Annotated in this window: 18 protein-coding genes and 2 tRNA genes; 4 read left to right on the top strand and 16 right to left on the bottom strand. The window is 50.7% G+C overall.

The genetic code is table 11. The features are described 5' to 3' along the window. Positions 1–83 precede the first annotated feature (83 nt). From nlpI to rlmE, 15 genes are all read right to left on the bottom strand, one after another. Complete coding sequence (gene nlpI, locus GA565_RS03660) at positions 84–968, bottom strand: lipoprotein NlpI (protein WP_009636792.1); 885 nt, start codon at positions 966–968, stop codon at positions 84–86. 130 nt (positions 969–1,098) lie between these two features. Continuing rightward, positions 1,099–3,216 carry a polyribonucleotide nucleotidyltransferase gene (gene pnp / locus GA565_RS03655; RefSeq protein WP_152197379.1) on the bottom strand — a complete coding sequence of 706 codons (2,118 nt, stop codon included), beginning with the start codon at positions 3,214–3,216 and terminating at the stop codon, positions 1,099–1,101. A gap of 344 nt (positions 3,217–3,560) precedes the next feature. Further along, complete coding sequence (rpsO, locus tag GA565_RS03650; protein ID WP_055782493.1) at positions 3,561–3,830, bottom strand: 30S ribosomal protein S15; 270 nt, start codon at positions 3,828–3,830, stop codon at positions 3,561–3,563. A gap of 155 nt (positions 3,831–3,985) precedes the next feature. Continuing rightward, positions 3,986–4,930, bottom strand: coding sequence for a tRNA pseudouridine(55) synthase TruB (gene truB / locus GA565_RS03645; RefSeq protein WP_152197378.1), 945 nt, complete (start codon positions 4,928–4,930; stop codon positions 3,986–3,988). Then, positions 4,930–5,343, bottom strand: coding sequence for a 30S ribosome-binding factor RbfA (gene rbfA / locus GA565_RS03640; RefSeq protein WP_055782486.1), 414 nt, complete (start codon positions 5,341–5,343; stop codon positions 4,930–4,932). The genes truB and rbfA overlap by 1 nt, the downstream gene beginning before the upstream one ends. Positions 5,344–5,441: 98 nt before the next feature. Then, on the bottom strand, positions 5,442–8,141 hold the full coding sequence (gene infB, locus GA565_RS03635; protein WP_152197377.1) for a translation initiation factor IF-2: 2,700 nt from the start codon (positions 8,139–8,141) through the stop codon (positions 5,442–5,444). Between the two features lie 24 nt (positions 8,142–8,165). Next, complete coding sequence (gene nusA, locus GA565_RS03630; protein ID WP_055782480.1) at positions 8,166–9,674, bottom strand: transcription termination factor NusA; 1,509 nt, start codon at positions 9,672–9,674, stop codon at positions 8,166–8,168. Positions 9,675–9,695: 21 nt separating this feature from the next. After that, complete coding sequence (gene rimP, locus GA565_RS03625) at positions 9,696–10,148, bottom strand: ribosome maturation factor RimP (RefSeq protein WP_139804091.1); 453 nt, start codon at positions 10,146–10,148, stop codon at positions 9,696–9,698. Positions 10,149–10,361: 213 nt separating this feature from the next. Continuing rightward, positions 10,362–10,438: transfer RNA gene (locus GA565_RS03620), tRNA-Met, on the bottom strand. Between the two features lie 91 nt (positions 10,439–10,529). Then, a tRNA-Leu gene (locus tag GA565_RS03615) sits at positions 10,530–10,616 on the bottom strand. A 111-nt stretch (positions 10,617–10,727) separates the two neighbouring features. Further along, complete coding sequence (secG, locus tag GA565_RS03610; protein WP_045049016.1) at positions 10,728–11,063, bottom strand: preprotein translocase subunit SecG; 336 nt, start codon at positions 11,061–11,063, stop codon at positions 10,728–10,730. A 289-nt stretch (positions 11,064–11,352) separates the two neighbouring features. After that, positions 11,353–12,687 (bottom strand): phosphoglucosamine mutase, encoded by a 1,335-nt coding sequence (gene glmM, locus GA565_RS03605; RefSeq protein WP_152197376.1) that lies wholly within the window; start codon positions 12,685–12,687, stop codon positions 11,353–11,355. Between the two features lie 11 nt (positions 12,688–12,698). Continuing rightward, positions 12,699–13,535 (bottom strand): dihydropteroate synthase, encoded by an 837-nt coding sequence (gene folP, locus GA565_RS03600; protein ID WP_055782471.1) that lies wholly within the window; start codon positions 13,533–13,535, stop codon positions 12,699–12,701. A gap of 113 nt (positions 13,536–13,648) precedes the next feature. Beyond that, complete coding sequence (gene ftsH / locus GA565_RS03595; protein ID WP_152197375.1) at positions 13,649–15,592, bottom strand: ATP-dependent zinc metalloprotease FtsH; 1,944 nt, start codon at positions 15,590–15,592, stop codon at positions 13,649–13,651. 56 nt (positions 15,593–15,648) lie between these two features. Further along, positions 15,649–16,278, bottom strand: coding sequence for a 23S rRNA (uridine(2552)-2'-O)-methyltransferase RlmE (gene rlmE, locus GA565_RS03590; protein ID WP_055782465.1), 630 nt, complete (start codon positions 16,276–16,278; stop codon positions 15,649–15,651). A 183-nt stretch (positions 16,279–16,461) separates the two neighbouring features. Here rlmE and yhbY point away from each other — a divergent pair, with 183 nt between their 5' ends. Further along, the gene (gene yhbY, locus GA565_RS03585; RefSeq protein ID WP_045049011.1) at positions 16,462–16,758 is read left to right on the top strand and encodes a ribosome assembly RNA-binding protein YhbY; all 297 of its coding nucleotides are present in this window, start codon (positions 16,462–16,464) and stop codon (positions 16,756–16,758) included. A 158-nt stretch (positions 16,759–16,916) separates the two neighbouring features. Here the strand turns inward: yhbY and greA are convergent, their stop codons facing one another. Then, positions 16,917–17,393 (bottom strand): transcription elongation factor GreA, encoded by a 477-nt coding sequence (greA, locus tag GA565_RS03580; protein ID WP_055782459.1) that lies wholly within the window; start codon positions 17,391–17,393, stop codon positions 16,917–16,919. 279 nt (positions 17,394–17,672) lie between these two features. Here greA and dacB point away from each other — a divergent pair, with 279 nt between their 5' ends. From dacB to pmrB, 3 genes are read left to right on the top strand one after another with little or no spacing between them, the layout of a single operon-like run. Further along, a complete protein-coding gene (dacB, locus tag GA565_RS03575) occupies positions 17,673–19,106 on the top strand; it encodes a serine-type D-Ala-D-Ala carboxypeptidase (RefSeq protein ID WP_152197374.1) in 1,434 nt (477 codons plus the stop codon). Between the two features lie 30 nt (positions 19,107–19,136). Continuing rightward, positions 19,137–19,799 carry a two-component system response regulator PmrA gene (gene pmrA, locus GA565_RS03570; RefSeq protein WP_152197373.1) on the top strand — a complete coding sequence of 221 codons (663 nt, stop codon included), beginning with the start codon at positions 19,137–19,139 and terminating at the stop codon, positions 19,797–19,799. Then, positions 19,796–20,893: a two-component system sensor histidine kinase PmrB gene (pmrB, locus tag GA565_RS03565; protein WP_152197372.1), complete on the top strand. Its 1,098-nt coding sequence runs from the start codon at positions 19,796–19,798 to the stop codon at positions 20,891–20,893. The genes pmrA and pmrB overlap by 4 nt, the downstream gene beginning before the upstream one ends. Positions 20,894–20,920: the final 27 nt, after the last annotated feature.

Below are 20,920 nucleotides of genomic sequence, written 5' to 3'. Positions count from 1 at the left end.
AAAACGAACAAAGCAACCCTCGCCCGTTAAGGCGATTAAAAATGGCATAGGCCATGGTTAATCAGGCTGATTAGTGTCGTCAGCTATTGCTGGTCCGATTCTGATAGGTCGTCTTGCTCTTGGCCCAAAAGCGCCAATTCCAACAATGCATAGCGGTGCTCAACAAAATTGTGAACGTTGTTAGCTACCGTCAGTTTGAACAGAGCAGAAGCGCTGTCCTTGTCCCCCAGACTTAGGTAATGTTTACCTAAATAGAAGTCAGTTTCACTGAGATGCTCAGCGAGCGAAGTGTTATCCGTTGCTTCTGCCTTCAGGCGGTCCATCAGCGTGGATTCGCTGATTTTGCCCAGGTAGAATTCGACGATATTCCATCCCCATTGCCCTCTGTCCGCTTTGTCATAACGCTGCTGCAGCGCTACTTCGGCATTCTTAGGATTGATTTCTCTTTCCACAAGATATAGCCATAACGAACGGAAGGGATCATTTGGATCGTCTCGATAAAACGCCTGCAAATCATCCTGCGCCAGCGGATATCTACCACCGTAATACAGTGCGATACCGCGATTTAAACGCGCGTAATTGTAAGTTGGATCAAGCTCTAGTACAGAATCAAACGCTTCATAGGCAGCATCGTAATTGCCTGCCTGCGTTAGGTATATCCCAAGGTAGTTAAAAACTTCTGGCATATCAGGACGAATAGACAGCGCTTGTGAGAAATCATTTCGCGCCAGTGCTCTTAGCCCGAGACTATCATACAGTACACCGCGCTCATATAATAGCTGCGCACGCTCATCATCTGTCAATGAACGACTGGCAAGTATTTGTTCCATTCGAGCCAGGATAACTTCCTGCTGCAAAGTAGGCTGCAGCGGGATTGCCAGGACTTCGTTTTTGCGCCAATCATGGTTGCTGCATCCTGCCAACAAAAGTGTTGTCGCAACATAACAACAGCGCAAGAAAGGCTTCATTTCAACTCCCGAAGACAAACATTGGACAAACTTCCTGTTATCCGCTTGCTTAGCATAAATGCGTCCTGCACTCATGATACGAACAGCTCCCGACTAAATAGCCGGGAGACTGTAAACTACAGGTTACAGATTACTCTGCAGCTGGTTCAGCTGAATCTTCAGAAGGCGTGGTGGCTTCTTTAATGCTCAAGCGCACACGACCCTGACGGTCAACTTCCAGAACCTTAACCGGAACTTCCTGACCCATCGTCAGATAGTCAGTCACTTTCTCTACGCGCTTGTCGGCGATTTGAGAAATGTGAACCAGACCTTCTTTACCGCCGCCGATGGCAACGAACGCGCCAAAGTCAACGATGCGGGTAACTTTACCCTGATAAATGCGGCCAACTTCGATTTCAGCAGTGATTTCTTCGATACGACGAATAGCGTGTTTTGCTTTTTCGTTGTCAGTCGCAGAAATTTTAACCGTGCCGTCATCTTCGATTTCGATGGTAGTACCGGTTTCTTCAGTCAGCGCACGGATTACAGAACCACCTTTACCGATGACATCTTTGATTTTGTCAGCGCTAATTTTGATGGTGTGAATGCGTGGAGCAAACTGAGAGATATCGCCACGAGACTGGCTGATTGCCTGGTTCATCACGCCCAGAATGTGCAAACGAGCACCTTTGGCCTGACTCAGAGCAGCCTGCATGATTTCGCGGGTGATACCTTCGATTTTGATATCCATTTGCAGTGCAGTGATACCTTCGCTGCTGCCTGCTACTTTGAAGTCCATATCACCCAAGTGGTCTTCGTCACCCAGAATGTCGGACAGAACAACAAAGTTTTCGCCTTCTTTAACCAGACCCATCGCGATACCCGCAACGGCGGCTTTAATCGGCACACCTGCGTCCATCAGGGCCAGTGATGCGCCACAAACGGAAGCCATTGAAGATGAACCGTTAGATTCGGTGATTTCAGATACAACACGAATGGTGTATGGGAAGTCTTCGAACTTAGGCATTACGGCCAGAACACCGCGTTTTGCTAAACGGCCGTGACCGATTTCGCGACGCTTAGGTGAACCTACCATGCCCGTTTCACCTACGGAGTACGGAGGGAAGTTGTAGTGGAACAGGAAGGTGTCAGTTTTGGCACCCATCAGTTCGTCAAGATTTTGTGCATCGCGGGTTGTACCCAGCGTTGCAGTAACCAGTGCCTGAGTTTCACCACGAGTAAACAGTGAAGAGCCGTGGGTACGTGGCAGTACACCGGTACGCACGTCCAGACCACGGATCATGTCTTTTTCGCGGCCATCGATACGTGGCGCACCGCTAAGAACGCGGCTACGAACAACATTTTTCTCGATTGAGCCCAGCAGATCAGAGATTTCGCCAGCGTCCAGCGTTTCATCTTCACCCAGCAGCGCGGTGGTGACTTCGTCTTTGATCACGTTAACGCGAGCATAACGCTCTTGTTTGTCAGTAATGCGGTAAGCGTCACCCAGTTGAGCTTCTGCTTTAGCCGCAATGCGAGCGTGCAGGTCAGCGTTAACCACTTCTGGCTGCCAATCCCACTTAGGTTTGCCAACTTCAGCAACCAGTGAGTTGATTTCGTTGATAACGATCTGCTGTTGGTCATGACCAAACACCACTGCGCCGAGCATTTGCTCTTCGCTCAGTACTTCAGCCTCTGATTCAACCATCAGCACAGCACCCTGGGTACCGGCAACAACCAGGTCCAGTTTGCTTTCAAGCAGTTCGTCGGCGGTTGGGTTCAGCACGTACTGGTCGTTGATGTAACCAACACGAGCAGCACCGATTGGGCCGTTGAACGGAATGCCTGACAGGCTCAGCGCAGCAGAAGCACCGATCATCGCAACGATGTCCGGGTTAACCTGTGGGTTCAGTGAAACCACGGTCGCGATAACCTGAACTTCGTTCAAGAAGCTGTCCGGGAACAGTGGACGAATTGGGCGGTCGATCAAACGAGAAGTCAGAGTCTCGCCTTCGCTTGGGCGCGCTTCACGACGGAAGAAGCTGCCTGGGATTTTACCGGCAGCGTAAGTACGCTCCTGGTAGTTCACGGTCAGAGGGAAGAAGCTCTGGCCTGGTTTCGCTTTTTTCTGGCCAACAACGGTAACGAATACCGCAGTATCATCCATGCTAACCATAACGGCGGCGGTGGCTTGACGCGCCATCATGCCGGTTTCGATGGTCACGGTGTGTTGACCGTATTGGAACTTACGAACTGTCGCTTTAAGCAATGTAATATCCTTTTCGTGTGACGCGCAGCTGTTATGACAGCAGTTCACGTCAATAAATTCTGAACTTCACACTACATCCTCGCGACTAATGACAATCCTTAACCCTCTCATTGGGATTAAAGTCTCTCATTAGCCGCGCGAACCTCTGTAACGGAAGATCTCGCGAACAAACTACTCTTTTTGAAACTCTACTTTTTTATAAAATCGGGTTTGTTGAACCTGCGTTACAAACTTTTATTTATAAAAAAGTAGCGTAGAAACAACAGACTTGCCAGTAAAAGCTTTTCTGTCGCTTCCTAGAATAAAGGGGCCAACTTGGCCCCTTTACACTGAAACTCGCTAACTTAGCGACGCAGACCAAGACGTTCGATAACGCTGGTGTAACGTGCTACGTCTTTACGCTTCAGGTAGTCCAGCAGTTTACGACGCTGAGAAACCATACGCAGCAGACCACGACGGCTGTGGTGATCTTTTTTGTGCTCTGAGAAGTGACCTTGCAGATGGTTAATCTGAGCAGTCAACAGGGCAACCTGAACTTCGGTAGAACCGCTGTCGTTAGTACCGCGACCATAGTCAGCAACGATTTGAGCTTTAGCTTCAACGCTTAGAGACATAATGAACTCCAAAATATTATAGATTAATTTAAACGGGCGCCGATCTCTAATTCAGCAACCCCATGCACAAGCTGCGCTATTCTACTCTTTGATATGCGCGATCGCAACATGAGCAACACTGTGTTAACCCGCATTCGGAATTCCCCGACTGCAGATTACTCAGGGTACTCTACGACCAGGCGCTTGGGAGCAACGCGGCCTTGATCATCGATTTCACCTACACCGATGAACTTTCTCTCTTCACCTTCAGTCATGCGCACCAGGCCGGAAAGCGGTACACCAGAGGCCTGCACTGGCTGACCCTGCTTGACATAACCCGCCACGAAGGGCAGCAAATTGACTTCGGGAAAATCTTCACACGGGCTGTCCATCGGCAACAGCAGAGGATCGAGCAGTAAACGCGGTTCGATACCCTCAGCTTCGGCTTTGGCAATCAGCTCCTGCAGCTGTTCCATGGTGACCATACGCTCAGACGGGTAGGTCGCCACCTGCAGGCGGCGTAGGAAGGATACGTGCGCACCACAACCGAGTTTTTCACCCAGGTCATCAACGATGGTGCGAATATAAGTGCCCTTCGAACAGTGGATCTCCAGCTCGACTTCATCGCCTTCCCAGCGAATGAACTGTAGCTCATAGACTGTGATACTGCGCGATTCACGCGGAACCTCTATCCCTTCGCGCGCATACTCATAAAGTTTACGGCCTTGGTATTTCAATGCTGAATACATCGAAGGGATTTGCTGCGTCTCACCACGGAAACTATTGAGGGCAGCCTGCAACTCGGCTTCGGTAAAGGTGACAGGGCGTTCTGAAATGATCTGACCTTCTGCGTCAGAGGTATCAGTACGCTGGCCCATGCGGGCAATCACGCGGTAACGCTTGTCGGAGTCGAGCAGAAAACGTGAAAACTTGGTCGCTTCACCCAGGCACAGCGGCAGCATGCCGGTTGCCAGAGGATCCAACGCACCGGTATGCCCCGCGCGATTGGCGTTATAAAGGCGTTTTACCTTTTGCAACGCATCGTTTGAAGACAGACCCAGTGACTTATCCAGTAACAGAACGCCGTGAATATCACGACCGCGGCGACGTGGACGACTCATTAGGATTCCTCGTCGTCGCCTGCTGCAGAACGACGTTCAGCATCATTTTTCACGACGTTGGTGACCAGGTTAGACATGCGCATACCTTCAACTAAAGAGTCGTCGTAGGCGAAAGTCAGCTCTGGTACTACGCGCAAACGCATAGCTTTACCAATCAGGGTGCGGATGAAACCTTGAGCATCCTGCAGGGCCTTAATTCCGTTTTTAACGCGGTCAGGATCCTGAGGCTCAGTGGTCAGCACGTCTAAAAATGTCACGAATACTTTGGCATACGCCAGGTCGCGGGAAACTTCTACGCCGGAAACCGTTGCCATGCCTACGCGCGGGTCTTTCACTTCACGCTGCAGGATAATAGCAATTTCTTTTTGCATCTCTTGGGAGACGCGTTGGGTACGGCTGAATTCTTTAGCCATAATTTATTACTCCAAACTTTTACTTCAACCATGCATCAGACAAATAAGGGGGCGCAAGGCCCCCCAATGGTTCTGGATGTAATCGAAAACGTAAAACGTTAAGCGATGGTGCGCTTGATTTCGATGATTTCGAATACTTCGATAACATCGCCAGGGCGCACGTCGTTGTAGTTCTTAACGCCGATACCACATTCCATGCCGTTACGGACTTCGTTAACGTCATCTTTGAAGCGGCGCAGAGATTCCAGCTCGCCTTCATAGATAACCACGTTGTCACGCAGAACGCGGATTGGGTTATTACGTTTAATCATACCTTCAGTAACCATACAGCCTGCGATAGCGCCAAATTTCGGTGACTTGAACACGTCACGAACTTCAGCCAGACCAATGATTTGCTGTTTGTATTCTGGTGCCAACATACCGCTCATCGCCTGTTTGACTTCATCAATCAGGTTATAGATCACGGAGTAGTAACGCAGATCCAGGCTTTCGTTTTCAACGACGCGGCGAGCAGATGCATCGGCACGCACGTTAAAGCCAAGGATGATTGCGCGAGAAGCGGCAGCCAGCGTTGCGTCGGTTTCGGTGATACCACCTACGCCCATACCCACAATTTTGACTTTAACTTCTGCAGTTGACAGATTCTGCAGCGCATCAGAGATAGCTTCGCAAGAACCCTGCACGTCAGATTTCAACACGATGTTAAGCTCAGAAACTTCGCCTTCGGTCATGTTCGCAAACATGTTTTCCAGTTTAGATTTCTGCTGGCGAGCCAGTTTAACTTCGCGGAACTTACCTTGACGATACAGCGCAACTTCACGCGCTTTCTTCTCATCACGAACGACGGTAACTTCATCACCCGCAGCCGGAACGCTGGACAGACCCAGAACTTCGACAGGGATAGAAGGACCCGCAGAGGTGATGTCGCGACCCATTTCGTCACGCATCGCACGCACACGGCCGTATTCGAAGCCACACAGGATAATATCACCCTTGTTCAGCGTACCTTCCTGAACCAGCACGGTAGCCACTGGGCCACGACCTTTATCAAGGAAGGATTCGATAACAACGCCGCTTGCCATGCCGGTGCGAACGGCCTGCAATTCCAGAACTTCAGCTTGCAGCAGGATGGCGTTCAACAGTTCGTCGATACCGGTACCGGCTTTCGCAGATACGTGGATGAACTGAGATTCGCCGCCCCACTCTTCTGGCATAACGCCATACTGAGAAAGTTCGGTTTTAACGCGCTCTGGATCAGCGTCTGGCTTATCAACTTTGTTCACCGCAACCACGATAGGCACGCCAGCTGCTTTCGCATGTTGTACGGCTTCGATGGTTTGTGGCATCACGCCGTCATCAGCAGAAACAACCAGAACAACGATGTCGGTAGCCTTGGCACCACGAGCACGCATTGAAGTAAACGCGGCGTGTCCAGGGGTATCGAGGAAGGTTATCATGCCGTTTTCGGTTTCAACATGATAAGCACCGATGTGCTGTGTAATGCCGCCCGCTTCGCCTGCAGCTACTTTCGTTGAACGAATGTAGTCGAGCAAAGAGGTTTTACCGTGGTCAACGTGACCCATGATGGTGACGACTGGCGCACGCGGTTCAGCAGCAGCTGAAGCGGTGTCACGGTCGCTCATCAGCGCTTCTTCCAGCTCGTTTTCACGACGCAGGATAACTTTGTGACCCATTTCTTCAGCAACCAGCTGAGCAGTTTCCTGATCGATAACCTGGTTGATGGTGGCCATGGCGCCCAGTTTCATCATCGTTTTGATGACCTGAGAACCTTTGACTGCCATTTTGTTTGCCAATTCGGCAACGGTAATGGTTTCGCCCACGACAACGTCGCGGTTCACGGCAACGACAGGCTTGTTAAAGCTCTGCTGCAGCGTGCTTGGTTTGCGCTTGCCTTTACCACCACGGCCAACGGCACGGGCTTCTTCGCGATCGGCTTTAGATTCAGACAGTTTATTGCCTTTCTTCTGCTTGGTCGCTTTACCACCGCGTGAACGGGTGCGGCGTTCGCCTTCAACTTTGGCATCATTCTCATCTTCTGCAGCACGTGCGTGCTGTGAAGTCGTCACATGATAGTCCGCAGTTTCAGCTTCGGCTTCGCTTGGCGCTGGCGCTTCAGTCCATACGCCTGAGTCAGCCATTTTGCGAGCTTCTTCAGCTACACGCTTGGCATTCTCTTCGATTTTACGCAGTGCTTCTTGTTCCGCTTTGCGCTTAAGTTCAGCGGCTTCGGCTTCACGGCGTGCTTTTTCTGCCTGAGCTGGCTTGGTTACTTCGTCGGTATGTTGATTCGTCACTTTATCTTTTTCCGCTGCGTCACGCTTAGCTTTATCAGCGGCCTCACGTTTGGCTTGCTCAGCGGCTTCACGTTTAGCTTTTTCCTGAGCGGCCACTTGCTGGGCCTGCTCTTGTGCTTCACGCTGAGCCTGTTCTTCCGCTTCACGCTTTGCCTGCTCTTCCGCTTCGGCCTGGGCAAGTTCTGCCTCGGTCATATCACGTTTAACATAAGTGCGTTTCTTGCGGACCTCGATTTGCACCGATTTACTCTTCCCGCCGGTGCTCGGAACATTAAGTGTACTACGCGTTTTGCGTTGTAACGTCAGTTTGTTTGTCGCATTCGAATTTCCACCATTCAAATGCGCCAACAGTGTTTCTTTTTCATGCTGGGTGACAGAGTCAGCTTCAGACTTGTCAATCCCTGCGTCAGCAAATTGCTGTACCAGGCGATCGACCGGAGTTTGAATCTCCGCTGCCAGCGATTTTACGGTTACATCTGTCATGCTGTTCCTTCCTGCTACAGTTGATTACGCATTGTCGCCAAACCAACAGATATTACGTGCGGCCATGATTAATTCACCAGCCTGCTCGTCATTAAGACCTTCAATATCTGCCAGATCGTCGACACCCTGCTCGGCAAGATCTTCCAGCGTGCAAACACCGATTGCTGCCAGTTTAAACGCCATGCTGCGTTCCAAACCTGCAAGATTCAGCAGGTCCTCAGCAGGCTTGTTGTCACCGAGACTTTCTTCCTGTGCAAGGGCCAGGGTGGTCAGCGCTTCTTTCGCACGTTCGCGCAGCGCATCTACCGTGTCTTCGTCCAGACCATCGATTTCTAACAACTCGTTCACCGGCACGTAAGCCAGCTCTTCGAGGGTAGAGAAACCTTCTTCAACCAGAACAGTCGCGAAATCTTCGTCGATTGCCAGGTATTTGGTGAAGGTCTCAATTGCAGCATGCGCCTCGGCCTGATGTTTGGCCTGCAGGTCGTCTGCCGTCATCACGTTCAGTTCCCACTTGTCGTCACCACGGTGCTGTTTCAACAGTTGAGAAGCTAAACGTACGTTTTGGCCGTTACGGCCGATCGCCTGTGCCAGGTTGCTGGCTTCAACGGCGATATCCATGGTGCACTTGTCTTCATCAACAACGATTGACGCGACGTCTGCCGGCGCCATGGCGTTGATAACAAATTGCGCAGGATTGTCATCCCAAAGGATGATATCGATACGTTCACCGCCCAGTTCACTGGAAACGGCCTGAACGCGCGCACCGCGCATACCGACACAAGCACCAACAGGGTCGATACGCTTATCGTTAGTTTTCACTGCAATCTTGGCACGTGAACCCGGATCGCGGGCTGCGGCTTTGATTTCAATGAGTTCTTCGCCGATTTCTGGTACTTCGATGCGGAACAGTTCAACCAGCATCTCGTTACGTGAACGGCTCACAAACAGTTGAGCACCGCGAGCTTCAGGGCGCACAGCGTAAAGTACGCCGCGAATACGGTCACCTGAGCGGAAGTTCTCGCGTGGCAACATGTCTTCACGAAGGATCACGGCTTCAGCGTTGCTACCCAAATCCAGGGCAATGCTGTCACGGTTAACTTTTTTAACTACGCCGGTAACGATCTCGCCTTCCTGTTCACGGAACGCGTCGACCACCATTGCACGTTCAGCTTCACGTACTTTCTGTACGATAACCTGTTTTGCAGTCTGCGTGGTGATACGGTCAAAGGTGACGGATTCGATTTGATCTTCGACGTAGTCGCCCAATTCAATGGAAGGATCTTCGTATTGAGCAGCTTCAAGCGTAATTTCGCGCGTCGGTTGGGTAACTTCATTTACAGCTACCCAGCGGCGGAAGGTGTCAAAGTCGCCGGTTTTACGGTCAATGGTGACGCGAACTTCGATTTCCTGCTCGTACTTTTTCTTGGTCGCTGTCGACAATGCAGTTTCCAGCGCTTCAAAAATTTTCTCGCGCGGAAGGGACTTTTCATTCGAAACTGCTTCTACAACAGCCAGAATTTCTTTATTCATCCTCGTTGCCTCATCCTAACTTTAAAAGTGGGGTACCAGGTTCGCCTTCTGGATGTTGCTCAGTGCGAACACTTCGTCTTTACCATCCACCGTAACCGTGATCATTTCGCCTTCGACAGCCTTGATTATTCCCTGCCATTTGCGGCGGTTCTGCATTGCCATACGCAATACCACGCTGACTTCATCACCGAGGAAACGTTGATAATGAGCGGCGGTGAACATAGGGCGGTCGAGGCCCGGGGAGGAAACTTCCAGATTGTAGGCAACGGTAATCGGGTCTTCTACTTCGAGTACAGCGCTAACCTGGTGGCTGACATCAGCACAATCATCAACGTTGATCCCGTCTTCACTATCAATATAGATGCGTAGTGTCGATTGGCGAGCTCGAACGAACTCAATACCTACCAGCTCGAAACCTAATGCTTCGACCGGCGCTGAAATCATCTCTGTTAATTTTTGTTCTAATGTGGACAAGTCCACCCCCAAGACATAAAAAAAGGGCCTAATAGCCCAGTGATTCTGTTGCCAAATAACAAAAAACCCCGATAAATCGGGGCTTTATGCAACTGGACCCTATTTGCCGCAATGCGGCTTCGGCTCACTTTCAAAAGGATTTTTTTCAAATGGATACTCGGAAGCACCAGGGAGATACTAGCAGTATATTTGAAAACAAATACTTGAGGAAAGTGGTTGCGGGGGCCGGATTTGAACCGACGACCTTCGGGTTATGAGCCCGACGAGCTACCAGGCTGCTCCACCCCGCGTCCGAAAACAACGTAACGCGTACATATTGTCGCGACTTGATGCCGCAAAATACTACGCTGATAACCGCAAGAATGCAAGTCATCAAAAGATTGGTACCGAGGACGGGACTTGAACCCGTAAGCCCATTCGGGCACTACCACCTCAAGGTAGCGTGTCTACCAATTCCACCACCTCGGCACTCTTTTTTTCCCAATCGCACTTACTGTCCAAGTAATTGCCATTGTTAGAAACTTTTTACTTCTACACTGACGCTGGCGTCAATGTTTGCTGCTGATACTGAACTACAACTTACTTAGGAATATCGCTGCTTGGGCCTGTAGGAGCTGCCGGTGCAGTAGTCTGCTCAGATTTAACTGGCTGACCCAGATTTTCCCACTCGCTGCCTTTTTGGCTTTTATTGGTGCTCATGTTCCCCAAGATCAAACTAATGACGAAGAACAGCGCCGCCAAAATAGCCGTCATGCGGGTCATAAAGTTACCGGAACCGCTCGAACCGAACAACGTGCCAGATGCACCTGCTCCGAAAGAGGCTCCCATATCTGCACCTTTACCTTGTTGCAGCATAACCAGACCGACAAGGCCGATTGCCACGATAAGGAAAATCACCAGAAGAGCATCGTACATAGTTGTACCTGTATCCTTGCGGGTTCACCGCGTGCTAATTGCTTCTCACCAGCTTCTTACTATGATTAGCCGTAGACCTTTAAGGACCTACTGAAGCGGGTGTGAATACTAACCAAAGCGTTATGCTCGTGCAAGGGCAATTTTCAGCTTATTGTTCAATTGCAGAAAAAAGCGCCAAATACTGCCATTTTGTCGCCAGAGTGGCGATAAGATAATCAATTGCGAGCAATATTTTCTTATTATTGCAATGACATGGCAACACCTTTGCCGATGTTGCCCTGTCAGTCAATCAAACGGCTTTTACGGCATCGGCAATGTGATTGGCCAGTTTTTCAACCAATACGGCATCTTCACCTTCGACCATCACGCGGATCAGTGGCTCGGTGCCAGATTTACGCAACAACACGCGACCTTTACCCGCCAACTGTTTTTCGACGTCTGCGGTGATACTTTTAACGTTTGCGTCTTCCAGTGGATCGCTCTCGCCGGAGAAGCGCACGTTAACCAAAATCTGCGGCAGCAGTTTCATGCCACTGCACAAGTCGTGCAAAGTCATATGATTGCGGACCATTGCAGTAAGCACTTGCAAACCGGCCACAATGCCGTCGCCGGTCGTGGTTTTGTCGAGCAAAATAACGTGCCCGGAATTTTCAGCCCCGATGCGCCAGCCTTTTTCCTGCAATTTTTCAAGGACGTAACGGTCGCCGACTTTAGCACGAGCAAAAGGGATCCCCAACTGTTTGAGTGCCAGCTCAAGGCCCATGTTGCTCATCAGCGTGCCGACCACACCGCCGCGCAGTTGGCCTTGACGCAGGCCTTCCCGGGCAATGATGTAGAGGATCTGGTCGCCATCAACCTTGTTGCCTTCGTGGTCGACCATAATGATGCGGTCGCCGTCGCCGTCAAAGGCCAGACCCAGATCGGCCTTTTCTTCAAGTACGCGCTGCTGTAATAACGCCACGTCGGTAGCCCCGCAGCCTTCATTGATGTTCATGCCGTCCGGCTCGCAGCCGATAGCAATCACTTTGGCACCCAGTTCACGCATGACGCTGGGTGCAATGTGATAGGTGGCGCCGTTGGCGCAGTCGACAACAATTTTTAATCCGCTTAGGCTAAGCTCAGCCGGAAAAGTGCCTTTGCAAAATTCAATGTAGCGGCCTGCAGCGTCAACAATACGGCTGGCTTTACCTAATTCGGCAGACTCAACACAGGTCAGCGGCTTTTCCATCTCGGCTTCGATGGCTTCCTCTACGTGATCCGGCAACTTTGTCCCGTCGGTCGAGAAAAATTTAATGCCGTTGTCGTAATACGGATTGTGGGAAGCAGAAATGACGATACCTGCCTCAGCGCGGAAGGTGCGGGTCAGGTATGCAATCGCCGGCGTTGGCATTGGGCCGGTGAATGAGGCTGAAAGCCCCGCGGCAGCAAGCCCCGCCTCAAGAGCAGACTCCAGCATATAGCCTGAGATACGGGTATCTTTACCGATAATCACTTTGCCGAAGCTGTGACGAGCCAGTACTTTGCCCGCAGCCCAACCGAGCTTTAATACAAAATCAGGCGTAATCGGGGTATCGCCAACTTTGCCACGAATGCCGTCTGTACCAAAGTATTTACGGTCGCTCATAATTTATTTTTTCATCCCTTCTTAGCTGAAAGTGTTGCTTCGACGATACGCATGGCTTGCACCGTTTCTTTGACATCATGGACTCTGACAATCTGCGCACCCTGCATGGCGGCAATCACCGCGCAGGCAATGCTTCCTGCCACTCTTTGTTCAGGGGAAACGTGCAACAGCTGGCCAATCATCGATTTTCTCGACATGCCGACGAGTAGCGGTAACCCAAAATGGTGGAATTCGGCCAGTCTGGCCAGCAATTCATAGTTGTGGTGTAAATTCTTACCGAAACCGAACCCAGGGTCGAGCAACAATTTATCTTTCGCTATTCCCGCCTCAAGGCACTGGGCAATATGTTGCACAAAATAGCCATCAACTTCAGCGATCAAATCGTCGTAATGCGGCGACTGCTGCATTGTTTTTGGGTCACCCTGCATATGCATCAGGCAAACTGGAAGCCCCGTCGCCGCCGCCGCCTGCATCGCACCGGGTTCCTGAAGCGAGCGAATATCGTTAATCAAATGCACGCCAGCCGCGGCAGATTCGCGAATGACTGAGGCCTTAGAGGTATCGACCGACAGCCACACGTCAAAACGGCGAGCAAGCGCCTCAACCACCGGCACAACCCGTGAAAGCTCTTCATCATCACTGACTTCGGCCGCACCGGGTCGCGTAGACTCACCGCCAATGTCCAAGATAGTGGCTCCCGCATCGATCATTTCATGGGCGTGCTTTATCGCCAAATCAAGATTGTTATGGCGACCGCCGTCGGAAAACGAGTCGGGAGTGACGTTGAGTATTCCCATAACCTGAGGAAAGGTGAGATTGAGGGTGCTGCCGTTCGCGGTGAGCTGCATGGTTGTGTTCCTGTAATGCTTCTTATGGGCTCAATATGTAAAAAACCCCGGTCGAGGCCGGGGTTTTATTTTAGTCACTACAGACTGTTGAAGCAAAGCCTGCAATCAGCAACTTACTTGCCGCTGAACTGCTCGCACATCGTATTACCTGGATTAGGCGTACGTGGCTCATCGACAGGCGTTGGCGCTTTAGGCGTACCATTGTTGTCATCTGAACCGGTGCTGCTTGCAGCATCCCAACCGGCTGGCGGACGAACCACATCTTTACGCAACATCAGATCGTCGATCTGTGGAGCATCGATGGTTTCGTACGTCATCAGCGCTTTTGTCATGTTATGCAGGATATCCATGTTGGCATCCAGAATTTCACGAGCGCGCTTATAGTTGACTTCGATTAACAACTTCACTTCCTGGTCGATAATACGTGCCGTTTCATCAGACATGTGCTTGGCTTTCGCCACAGAACGACCCAAGAATACTTCGCCCTCTTCTTCTGCATACAGAAGTGGACCCAGTTTCTCGGAGAAGCCCCACTGAGTGACCATGTTACGGGCAATCGAGGTAGCCACTTTAATGTCGTTAGATGCACCGGTAGAAACTTTACCCGCACCGTAAATAATCTCTTCTGCCAGACGACCGCCGTAAAGCGTGGAAATCTGACTTTCAAGTTTTTCACGGCTGGCACTGATTGCATCGCCTTCCGGCAGGAAGAACGTCACACCCAGTGCGCGACCACGAGGGATAATCGTTACTTTATGAACCGGGTCGTGACCCTTGTCTTTCAGTAACCAGCCAATAATTGCGTGGCCCGCTTCGTGGTAGGCAGTCGATTCTTTTTGCGCTTCTGTCATCACCATGGAGCGACGTTCTGCACCCATCATGATTTTATCTTTGGCTTTTTCAAACTCAACCATCGACACGACACGCTTGTTGCCACGTGCAGAGAACAGAGCCGCTTCGTTGACCAAGTTAGCCAGGTCAGCACCCGAGAATCCTGGAGTACCGCGCGCAATTACCGCGGCATCAATATCCGGAGACAGGGGAACACGACGCATGTGAACTTTAAGGATCTGCTCACGTCCGCGCACGTCCGGCAAGCCAACCACTACCTGACGGTCAAAGCGGCCTGGACGCAACAGCGCCGGGTCAAGCACGTCTGGGCGGTTAGTTGCGGCGATAACAATAATACCTTCATTACCTTCGAAACCGTCCATCTCAACCAGCATCTGGTTCAGGGTCTGTTCACGTTCATCGTGACCACCGCCCAAACCGGCGCCGCGTTGGCGACCCACAGCATCGATTTCATCGATAAAGATGATGCACGGTGCCGCTTTCTTGGCCTGTTCGAACATGTCACGCACACGAGATGCACCCACACCCACGAACATTTCAACGAAGTCGGAACCTGAAATAGTAAAGAATGGCACCTTTGCTTCACCGGCAATGGCTTTTGCCAGCAGGGTTTTACCGGTACCCGGCGGGCCCACCATCAGCACGCCTTTAGGAATTTTACCGCCCAGTTTCTGGAAACGGCTTGGTTCGCGCAGGTAATCTACCAGCTCGCTCACCTCTTCCTTGGCTTCGTCACAGCCTGCAACGTCGGCAAAAGTGGTCTTGATTTGATCTTCCGTCAGCATACGGGCTTTGCTTTTGCCAAAGGACATCGCGCCCTTGCCACCGCCGCCCTGCATTTGCCGCATAAAGAAGATCCAGACCCCTATCAGCAACAGCATCGGGAACCAGGAAATAAAGATAGATGCCAGCAGGCTCGGCTCTTCAGGCGGCTCACCAACAACTTTCACATTCTTCGTCAACAGGGTATCCAGTAATTTTGGATCGTTGACAGGGATATAGGTCGTGTATTTGTTACTGTCTTTCTTGGTAACGTTAATCTCACGTCCATTGATACGCGCTTCACGAATCTGGTCTTGGGTCAATTCGGACATGAAGGTAGAATAATCTACCCTACGGCCATTAGACTCGCTGGGCCCAAAGCTCTGAAATACAGACATCAATACAACCGCGATGACTAACCAGAGAATCAGGTTCTTCGCCATGTCACTCAAGGGATTAACCTCATATTACAACTGTGTTAACAAACAGCGTTAGGGAACTACAGTTTTCGCCCTGTCGCTACGATGTACACTTCTCGGGAACGAGCTCGGGAAGCGTCTGGCTTACGAATCTTAACCTTCGTAAACAGGGAGCGAATTTCCCGTAGGTATTCATCAAAACCATCTCCCTGGAACACCTTCACCAGGAAACTTCCGCCTGGTGCGAGTACATCACGACACATATCCAGCGCTAACTCAACCAGATACATCGATTTTGGTATATCGACTGCCGGAGTACCACTCATATTCGGGGCCATATCGGACATGACCACCTGAACCTTGCTTTCTCCTACTCTCTCGAGCAGGGCTTTGAGAACCAGTTCATCACGAAAATCGCCTTGAAGGAAATCGACTCCCACGATTGGATCCATCGGTAAAAGATCCAAAGCGATAATTCGCCCTTTGTTGCCAATCTGCGTTACGACGTACTGTGACCATCCCCCCGGAGCTGCACCTAAGTCAACCACGGTCATACCCGGTTTAAACAGCTTGTCGCCTTGCTGTATTTCATCAAGTTTAAACCAGGCACGGGAACGCAGCCCTTTTTTCTGTGCTGCTATCACATATTTATCGCTAAAGTGTTCCTGCAACCAGCGACTGGAACTTGCAGAACGCTTTTTATTAGACATTATTTAGTAACCATATAGTTTTCAAACTACCCTGAGTAGAGCCTTAACAACAAGCTCTTAGCGTCGTTTAGTCTATGGCTAAGTCGTCTTGGCACATCACTCGGTTGCATACCGAGTTGGTGATATAGATGAGATGGCGGTAGAATGCCCCGTTTTCAATCCCAACTTAAGTAAAAAAAGACGATGAATCTTAACAATAAACAAAAACAGTTCCTGAAAGGCTTGGCACATCCGTTAAAACCGGTCGTCATGCTAGGTAATAACGGCCTCACCGAAGGCGTGCTTGCCGAAATCGAACAGGCGCTGCAACATCATGAGCTCATCAAGGTGAAAATTGCCGCCGAAGAGCGTGAGACCAAGACGTTGATCGTAGACGCAATTGTGCGGGAAACCAAGGCGAACAATGTACAAGTCATCGGCAATATGCTGGTACTGTATCGTCCTTCTACCGAAGACCGCAAAATTATCTTACCGCGTTAACTTTTAAGAGTTTAACGAAAAGCGCTTTGGATTTAACGAAAAGTTGCTATCTATACGTGGTTTTACAAAAGGCCCTCTCGGGCCTTTTTCATTTTACCGTCAAAATCAACGCTAAAAAGAGCGGCAGCCCTCACAAAAACCACCGCCTGACGAATAAATTAAATATATTCTACTTTCAATACTTCGAACTCGACATCGCCGCCCGGCGTTTTAATCACCACCACGTCGTCTTGCTCTTTGCCAATCAGGCCTCGCGCTATCGGCGAATTCACAGAAATCAGGTTCTGCTTAAAGTCAGCTTCATCATCGCCTACGATGCGGTAGGTCTGCTCCTCGTCAGTATCAAGATTCATCAGAGACACTGTTGCCCCAAAGATGACACGCCCGGTGGCAGGCATTTTCATGATATCAATGACTTGTGCATTTGACAGCTTGGCTTCAATTTCTTGAATACGGCCTTCACAGAACCCCTGCTGCTCACGTGCAGCGTGATATTCGGCGTTCTCTTTCAAATCGCCATGCTCACGCGCGGTGGCAATATCGGCAATTATTTTAGGTCGACGAACGCCTTTAAGGTGGTCGAGTTCTTCACGTAATCTTTCAGCGCCACGCAATGTCATCGGAATCGGTTTCATATTTTCACTACCTCTAACTTTGTCCTTTCGGTAAAACACCGTCCTGAATTTATCAGGTAGAAATCAAGCCTTTAGGGCCAACTCGCTCTGGCGACAAACAAAAAAAACCTCACCCGGAGTAAACTCCAAGCCAGGATTGGTTTTTCATTTTGAGTGGTATTTTAGCCTAGAGTTCCTTTGGGATCATTGTTTACTTTCACCCACGTTGCACCCCCGTTCGTTGCATCGTAGTATGGCACCACGTCATCCTGCAGTTATCCAGAGCCTATACTCAAAATAATGCGTTTTTTACGAATTGTCAGTGGATTAGCCTGCGCGATTGCTTTTAATGCAAACGCCGTACAGGTAGAAAACTATACCCAGTACCTGCCAGAAGGCACTAACCTGTCGGTATTGGTAAAGAAGATTGGGGCAACCACGCCGGTACTCGACTACCACGGCGACCAAATGGCCCTGCCTGCCAGTACCATGAAGATATTTACTGCGTTGGCCGCCCTGCTGCAACTGGGGCCAGATTTCCGCTTTAATACCACCTTTGAGACTAAAGGCAGCATTAGCGGTGGCGTACTTCGTGGTGATTTAGTCGCTCGTTTTGATGGCGATCCCACGTTTAAGCGTCAGAATATTCGCAATATGGTCGCCGTGTTGAAAAAACAGGGCGTCAAAGAAATAAGCGGTGACGTGGTCATTGATACCTCAGTCTTTGCCAGCCATGACAAAGCCCCCGGCTGGCCGTGGAACGATATCACACAGTGCTTCAGCGCACCGCCTGCCGCTGCCATTGTTGACCGCAACTGCTTCTCGGTTTCGCTTTACAGCGCCGCTAAACCGGACGAGAACGCGTTTATTCGCGTGGCGTCTTACTACCCGGTACAAATGTTCAGTGAAGTTCGTACGCTGGCTAAAGGCTCGCCCGATGCCCAGTACTGTGAGCTTGACGTGGTCCCCGGTGAGTTTAACCGCTTTACGTTAACCGGCTGTTTAACCCAACGCAGTGAGCCCCTGCCTCTGGCATTTGCCATTCAGGACGGCGCGGCCTATGCCGGTGAAATCCTTAAAGACGAGCTTAAACAGGCTGATATTCAAATTGATGGCCGATTAAAGCGTCAAACGCGCGTTACGCCAGCGGGAACCATACTGGCTCAAACCCAGTCTGCGCCACTGCACGAGCTGCTGCACACCATGCTGAAAAAGTCAGACAACATGATTGCCGACACGGTGTTTCGCACCCTAGGCCATCAGCTTTATGGCGTTCCGGGCACTTGGCGTGCCGGTTCCGACGCCGTGCGTCAAATTTTACGTCAGAAAGCCGGGATTGATTTGGGCAATACCATTCAGGTTGATGGGTCAGGCCTGTCGCGCCATGACTTGGTCTCGCCTAAAACCATGATGCAGGCGCTGCAATTTATCGCCGAGCACGACAAGGATCTTGATTTCATCTCGATGCTGCCGCTGGCCGGTCACGATGGAACTCTGCAGTACCGCGGAGGGCTACATGAAGCCGGAGTAGACGGCAAAGTGTCGGCAAAAACCGGTTCACTGGCCGGCGTTTACAACCTGGCAGGCTTTATTACTACCGCCAGCGGGCAGCGCCTGGCGTTTGTGCAATATCTGTCGGGCTATGCGGTTCCGCCTGAAGATCAACGTACACGTCGCGCACCTTTAGTTCGTTTCGAGAGCCGTCTGTATCGAGATATTTACCAAAATAACTAAAGAGTCAATGGCTGAGGATCTGAGTTTATTATGAAATTATTGATTGTTGAGGATGATGATCTTCTGCGTCAGGGGTTAACATTGGCGTTACACGGCGAAAACTACGCCAGTGACAGCGCGTCCACGGCAGCAGAGGCCAACGCGCTGCTGCAAAGCAGTCAATACAGTCTGATAATTCTCGACCTCGGCCTCCCGGACACTGATGGCGCGACCCTGCTGCGCCAATGGCGGCGTCAAAATATCTCGCTGCCAGTGCTGATTTTGACCGCGCGCGACGCCCTCGAAGACAGAGTTGACGGGCTCGACGCCGGTGCAGACGATTACCTGATTAAGCCTTTTGCCCTGGTTGAACTGCTGGCGCGCGTCAGGGCACTGATACGCCGCTATCAGGGCCATAGCGATAATCTGCTCACCGTCGGGACACTGACACTCAACCTCTCTTCTCAACAAGTTTATCATCAAGAACAACTGGTTGAGATTACGCCCAAAGAGTTCGCCATTCTGTCTCGGCTAATCATGCGTGCCGGACAAACGGTGAATCGCGAGCTGCTGCAGCAGGATCTTTACTCCTGGCAGGACGATCTTGGTTCAAACACTCTCGAAGTTCATATGCACAACCTGCGTCGCAAGCTGGGTAAAGACTTAATTCATACCGTGCGCGGCATCGGTTATCGACTGGACATGCCAAAATGACCAGCATGCGCCGCCGCCTATTGGTGATGCTGGCTCTGATTTTATTTGTCACCCAACTCATTAGCGTTTTTTGGCTGTGGCATGAAAGCCAGGAGCAGATTAATTTGCTGGTCAATGACACGCTGTCTGCCAAAGTGCGCAACGCCCACGTCGAAAAAGAGATTGCCGAAGCCATTGCCTCGCTGATTGCTCCGTCGTTAACCATGCTGGCGGTGACGCTGCTGTTAAGTTTCTGGGCAATAAGCTGGATAATCAGACCCCTTAAACAGCTGCAGCGCCGCCTTGAAACACGCTCTGCCGACAATCTTTCTCCGTTACCGTTGAATAGCGAAATTCAGGAAGTGGTATCGGTAACCAACGCACTTAACCAACTTTTTACCCGACTGTCGAAAACCATTGCTCAAGAGAGATTGTTCACTGCCGACGCCGCGCACGAGCTGCGTACGCCGCTGGCTGGACTGCGCCTTCATCTTGAGTTAATGGAGAAGAATGGCGTTGACGGCAGCAGCATGCTGATAGGCCGTATCGACCTGTTGATGCACACCGTAGAACAGCTTTTAATGCTTTCTCGCGCTGGGCAGAATTTTGCTCAGGGCCAATATCAGAAAGTAGATTTGCTCAACGATGTCGTGCGGCCATTGCATGAGGAACTCAGCGAAATGCTGGCAGGCCATCAGCAGCAGTTGATAGTCAAACACGACGGGGTACCACCGGTGGAGGGCGATGCGGTTCTGCTGCGCCTGATGCTTCGAAACGTGGTTGAAAATGCTTATCGCTACAGTCCGCACCACAGTGACATAACAATATCGCTCACCCAAAGCAATCAGGGCGTTTTATTACAGATAGATGACTGCGGACCAGGGATTGACGAGAAGACGGCAGGAGAGCTGACTCAGGCCTTTAGACGAGCAGATCAGCGTTTTGGCGGCAGTGGGTTAGGACTGAATATTGTCCTGCGTATTCTTAATCTTCACGGCGGAAGGCTTGAGCTTAAAAATCGTCTTGAAAGCAGCGGGTTAAGTGCGCAATGCTGGCTACCGGAACAAGCTTTTACTCAAAACAGCACCTCTGCACATCTCGACTACGACGTATAAAAAAGGTCGCACAAATGCGACCTTTCA

The sequence above is a fragment of the Rouxiella sp. S1S-2 genome (assembly GCF_009208105.1).
Taxonomy (GTDB): domain Bacteria; phylum Pseudomonadota; class Gammaproteobacteria; order Enterobacterales; family Enterobacteriaceae; genus Rouxiella.
Note: the sequence above shows the minus strand (reverse complement) of the source record. Positions and strands in the feature narration are given on the sequence as shown.

What these genes read in the sequence shown, in the direction of transcription:
- nlpI (WP_009636792.1), bottom strand. Translation starts at nt 968, where the DNA reads ATGAAGCCTTTCTTGCGCTGTTGTTATGTTGCGACAACACTTTTGTTG.
- rpsO (WP_055782493.1), bottom strand. Translation starts at nt 3,830, where the DNA reads ATGTCTCTAAGCGTTGAAGCTAAAGCTCAAATCGTTGCTGACTATGGT.
- truB (WP_152197378.1), bottom strand. Translation starts at nt 4,930, where the DNA reads ATGAGTCGTCCACGTCGCCGCGGTCGTGATATTCACGGCGTTCTGTTA.
- rbfA (WP_055782486.1), bottom strand. Translation starts at nt 5,343, where the DNA reads ATGGCTAAAGAATTCAGCCGTACCCAACGCGTCTCCCAAGAGATGCAA.
- infB (WP_152197377.1), bottom strand. Translation starts at nt 8,141, where the DNA reads ATGACAGATGTAACCGTAAAATCGCTGGCAGCGGAGATTCAAACTCCG.
- nusA (WP_055782480.1), bottom strand. Translation starts at nt 9,674, where the DNA reads ATGAATAAAGAAATTCTGGCTGTTGTAGAAGCAGTTTCGAATGAAAAG.
- secG (WP_045049016.1), bottom strand. Translation starts at nt 11,063, where the DNA reads ATGTACGATGCTCTTCTGGTGATTTTCCTTATCGTGGCAATCGGCCTT.
- glmM (WP_152197376.1), bottom strand. Translation starts at nt 12,687, where the DNA reads ATGAGCGACCGTAAATACTTTGGTACAGACGGCATTCGTGGCAAAGTT.
- folP (WP_055782471.1), bottom strand. Translation starts at nt 13,535, where the DNA reads ATGCAGCTCACCGCGAACGGCAGCACCCTCAATCTCACCTTTCCTCAG.
- ftsH (WP_152197375.1), bottom strand. Translation starts at nt 15,592, where the DNA reads ATGGCGAAGAACCTGATTCTCTGGTTAGTCATCGCGGTTGTATTGATG.
- rlmE (WP_055782465.1), bottom strand. Translation starts at nt 16,278, where the DNA reads ATGTCTAATAAAAAGCGTTCTGCAAGTTCCAGTCGCTGGTTGCAGGAA.
- yhbY (WP_045049011.1), top strand. Translation starts at nt 16,462, where the DNA reads ATGAATCTTAACAATAAACAAAAACAGTTCCTGAAAGGCTTGGCACAT.
- greA (WP_055782459.1), bottom strand. Translation starts at nt 17,393, where the DNA reads ATGAAACCGATTCCGATGACATTGCGTGGCGCTGAAAGATTACGTGAA.
- dacB (WP_152197374.1), top strand. Translation starts at nt 17,673, where the DNA reads ATGCGTTTTTTACGAATTGTCAGTGGATTAGCCTGCGCGATTGCTTTT.
- pmrA (WP_152197373.1), top strand. Translation starts at nt 19,137, where the DNA reads ATGAAATTATTGATTGTTGAGGATGATGATCTTCTGCGTCAGGGGTTA.
- pmrB (WP_152197372.1), top strand. Translation starts at nt 19,796, where the DNA reads ATGACCAGCATGCGCCGCCGCCTATTGGTGATGCTGGCTCTGATTTTA.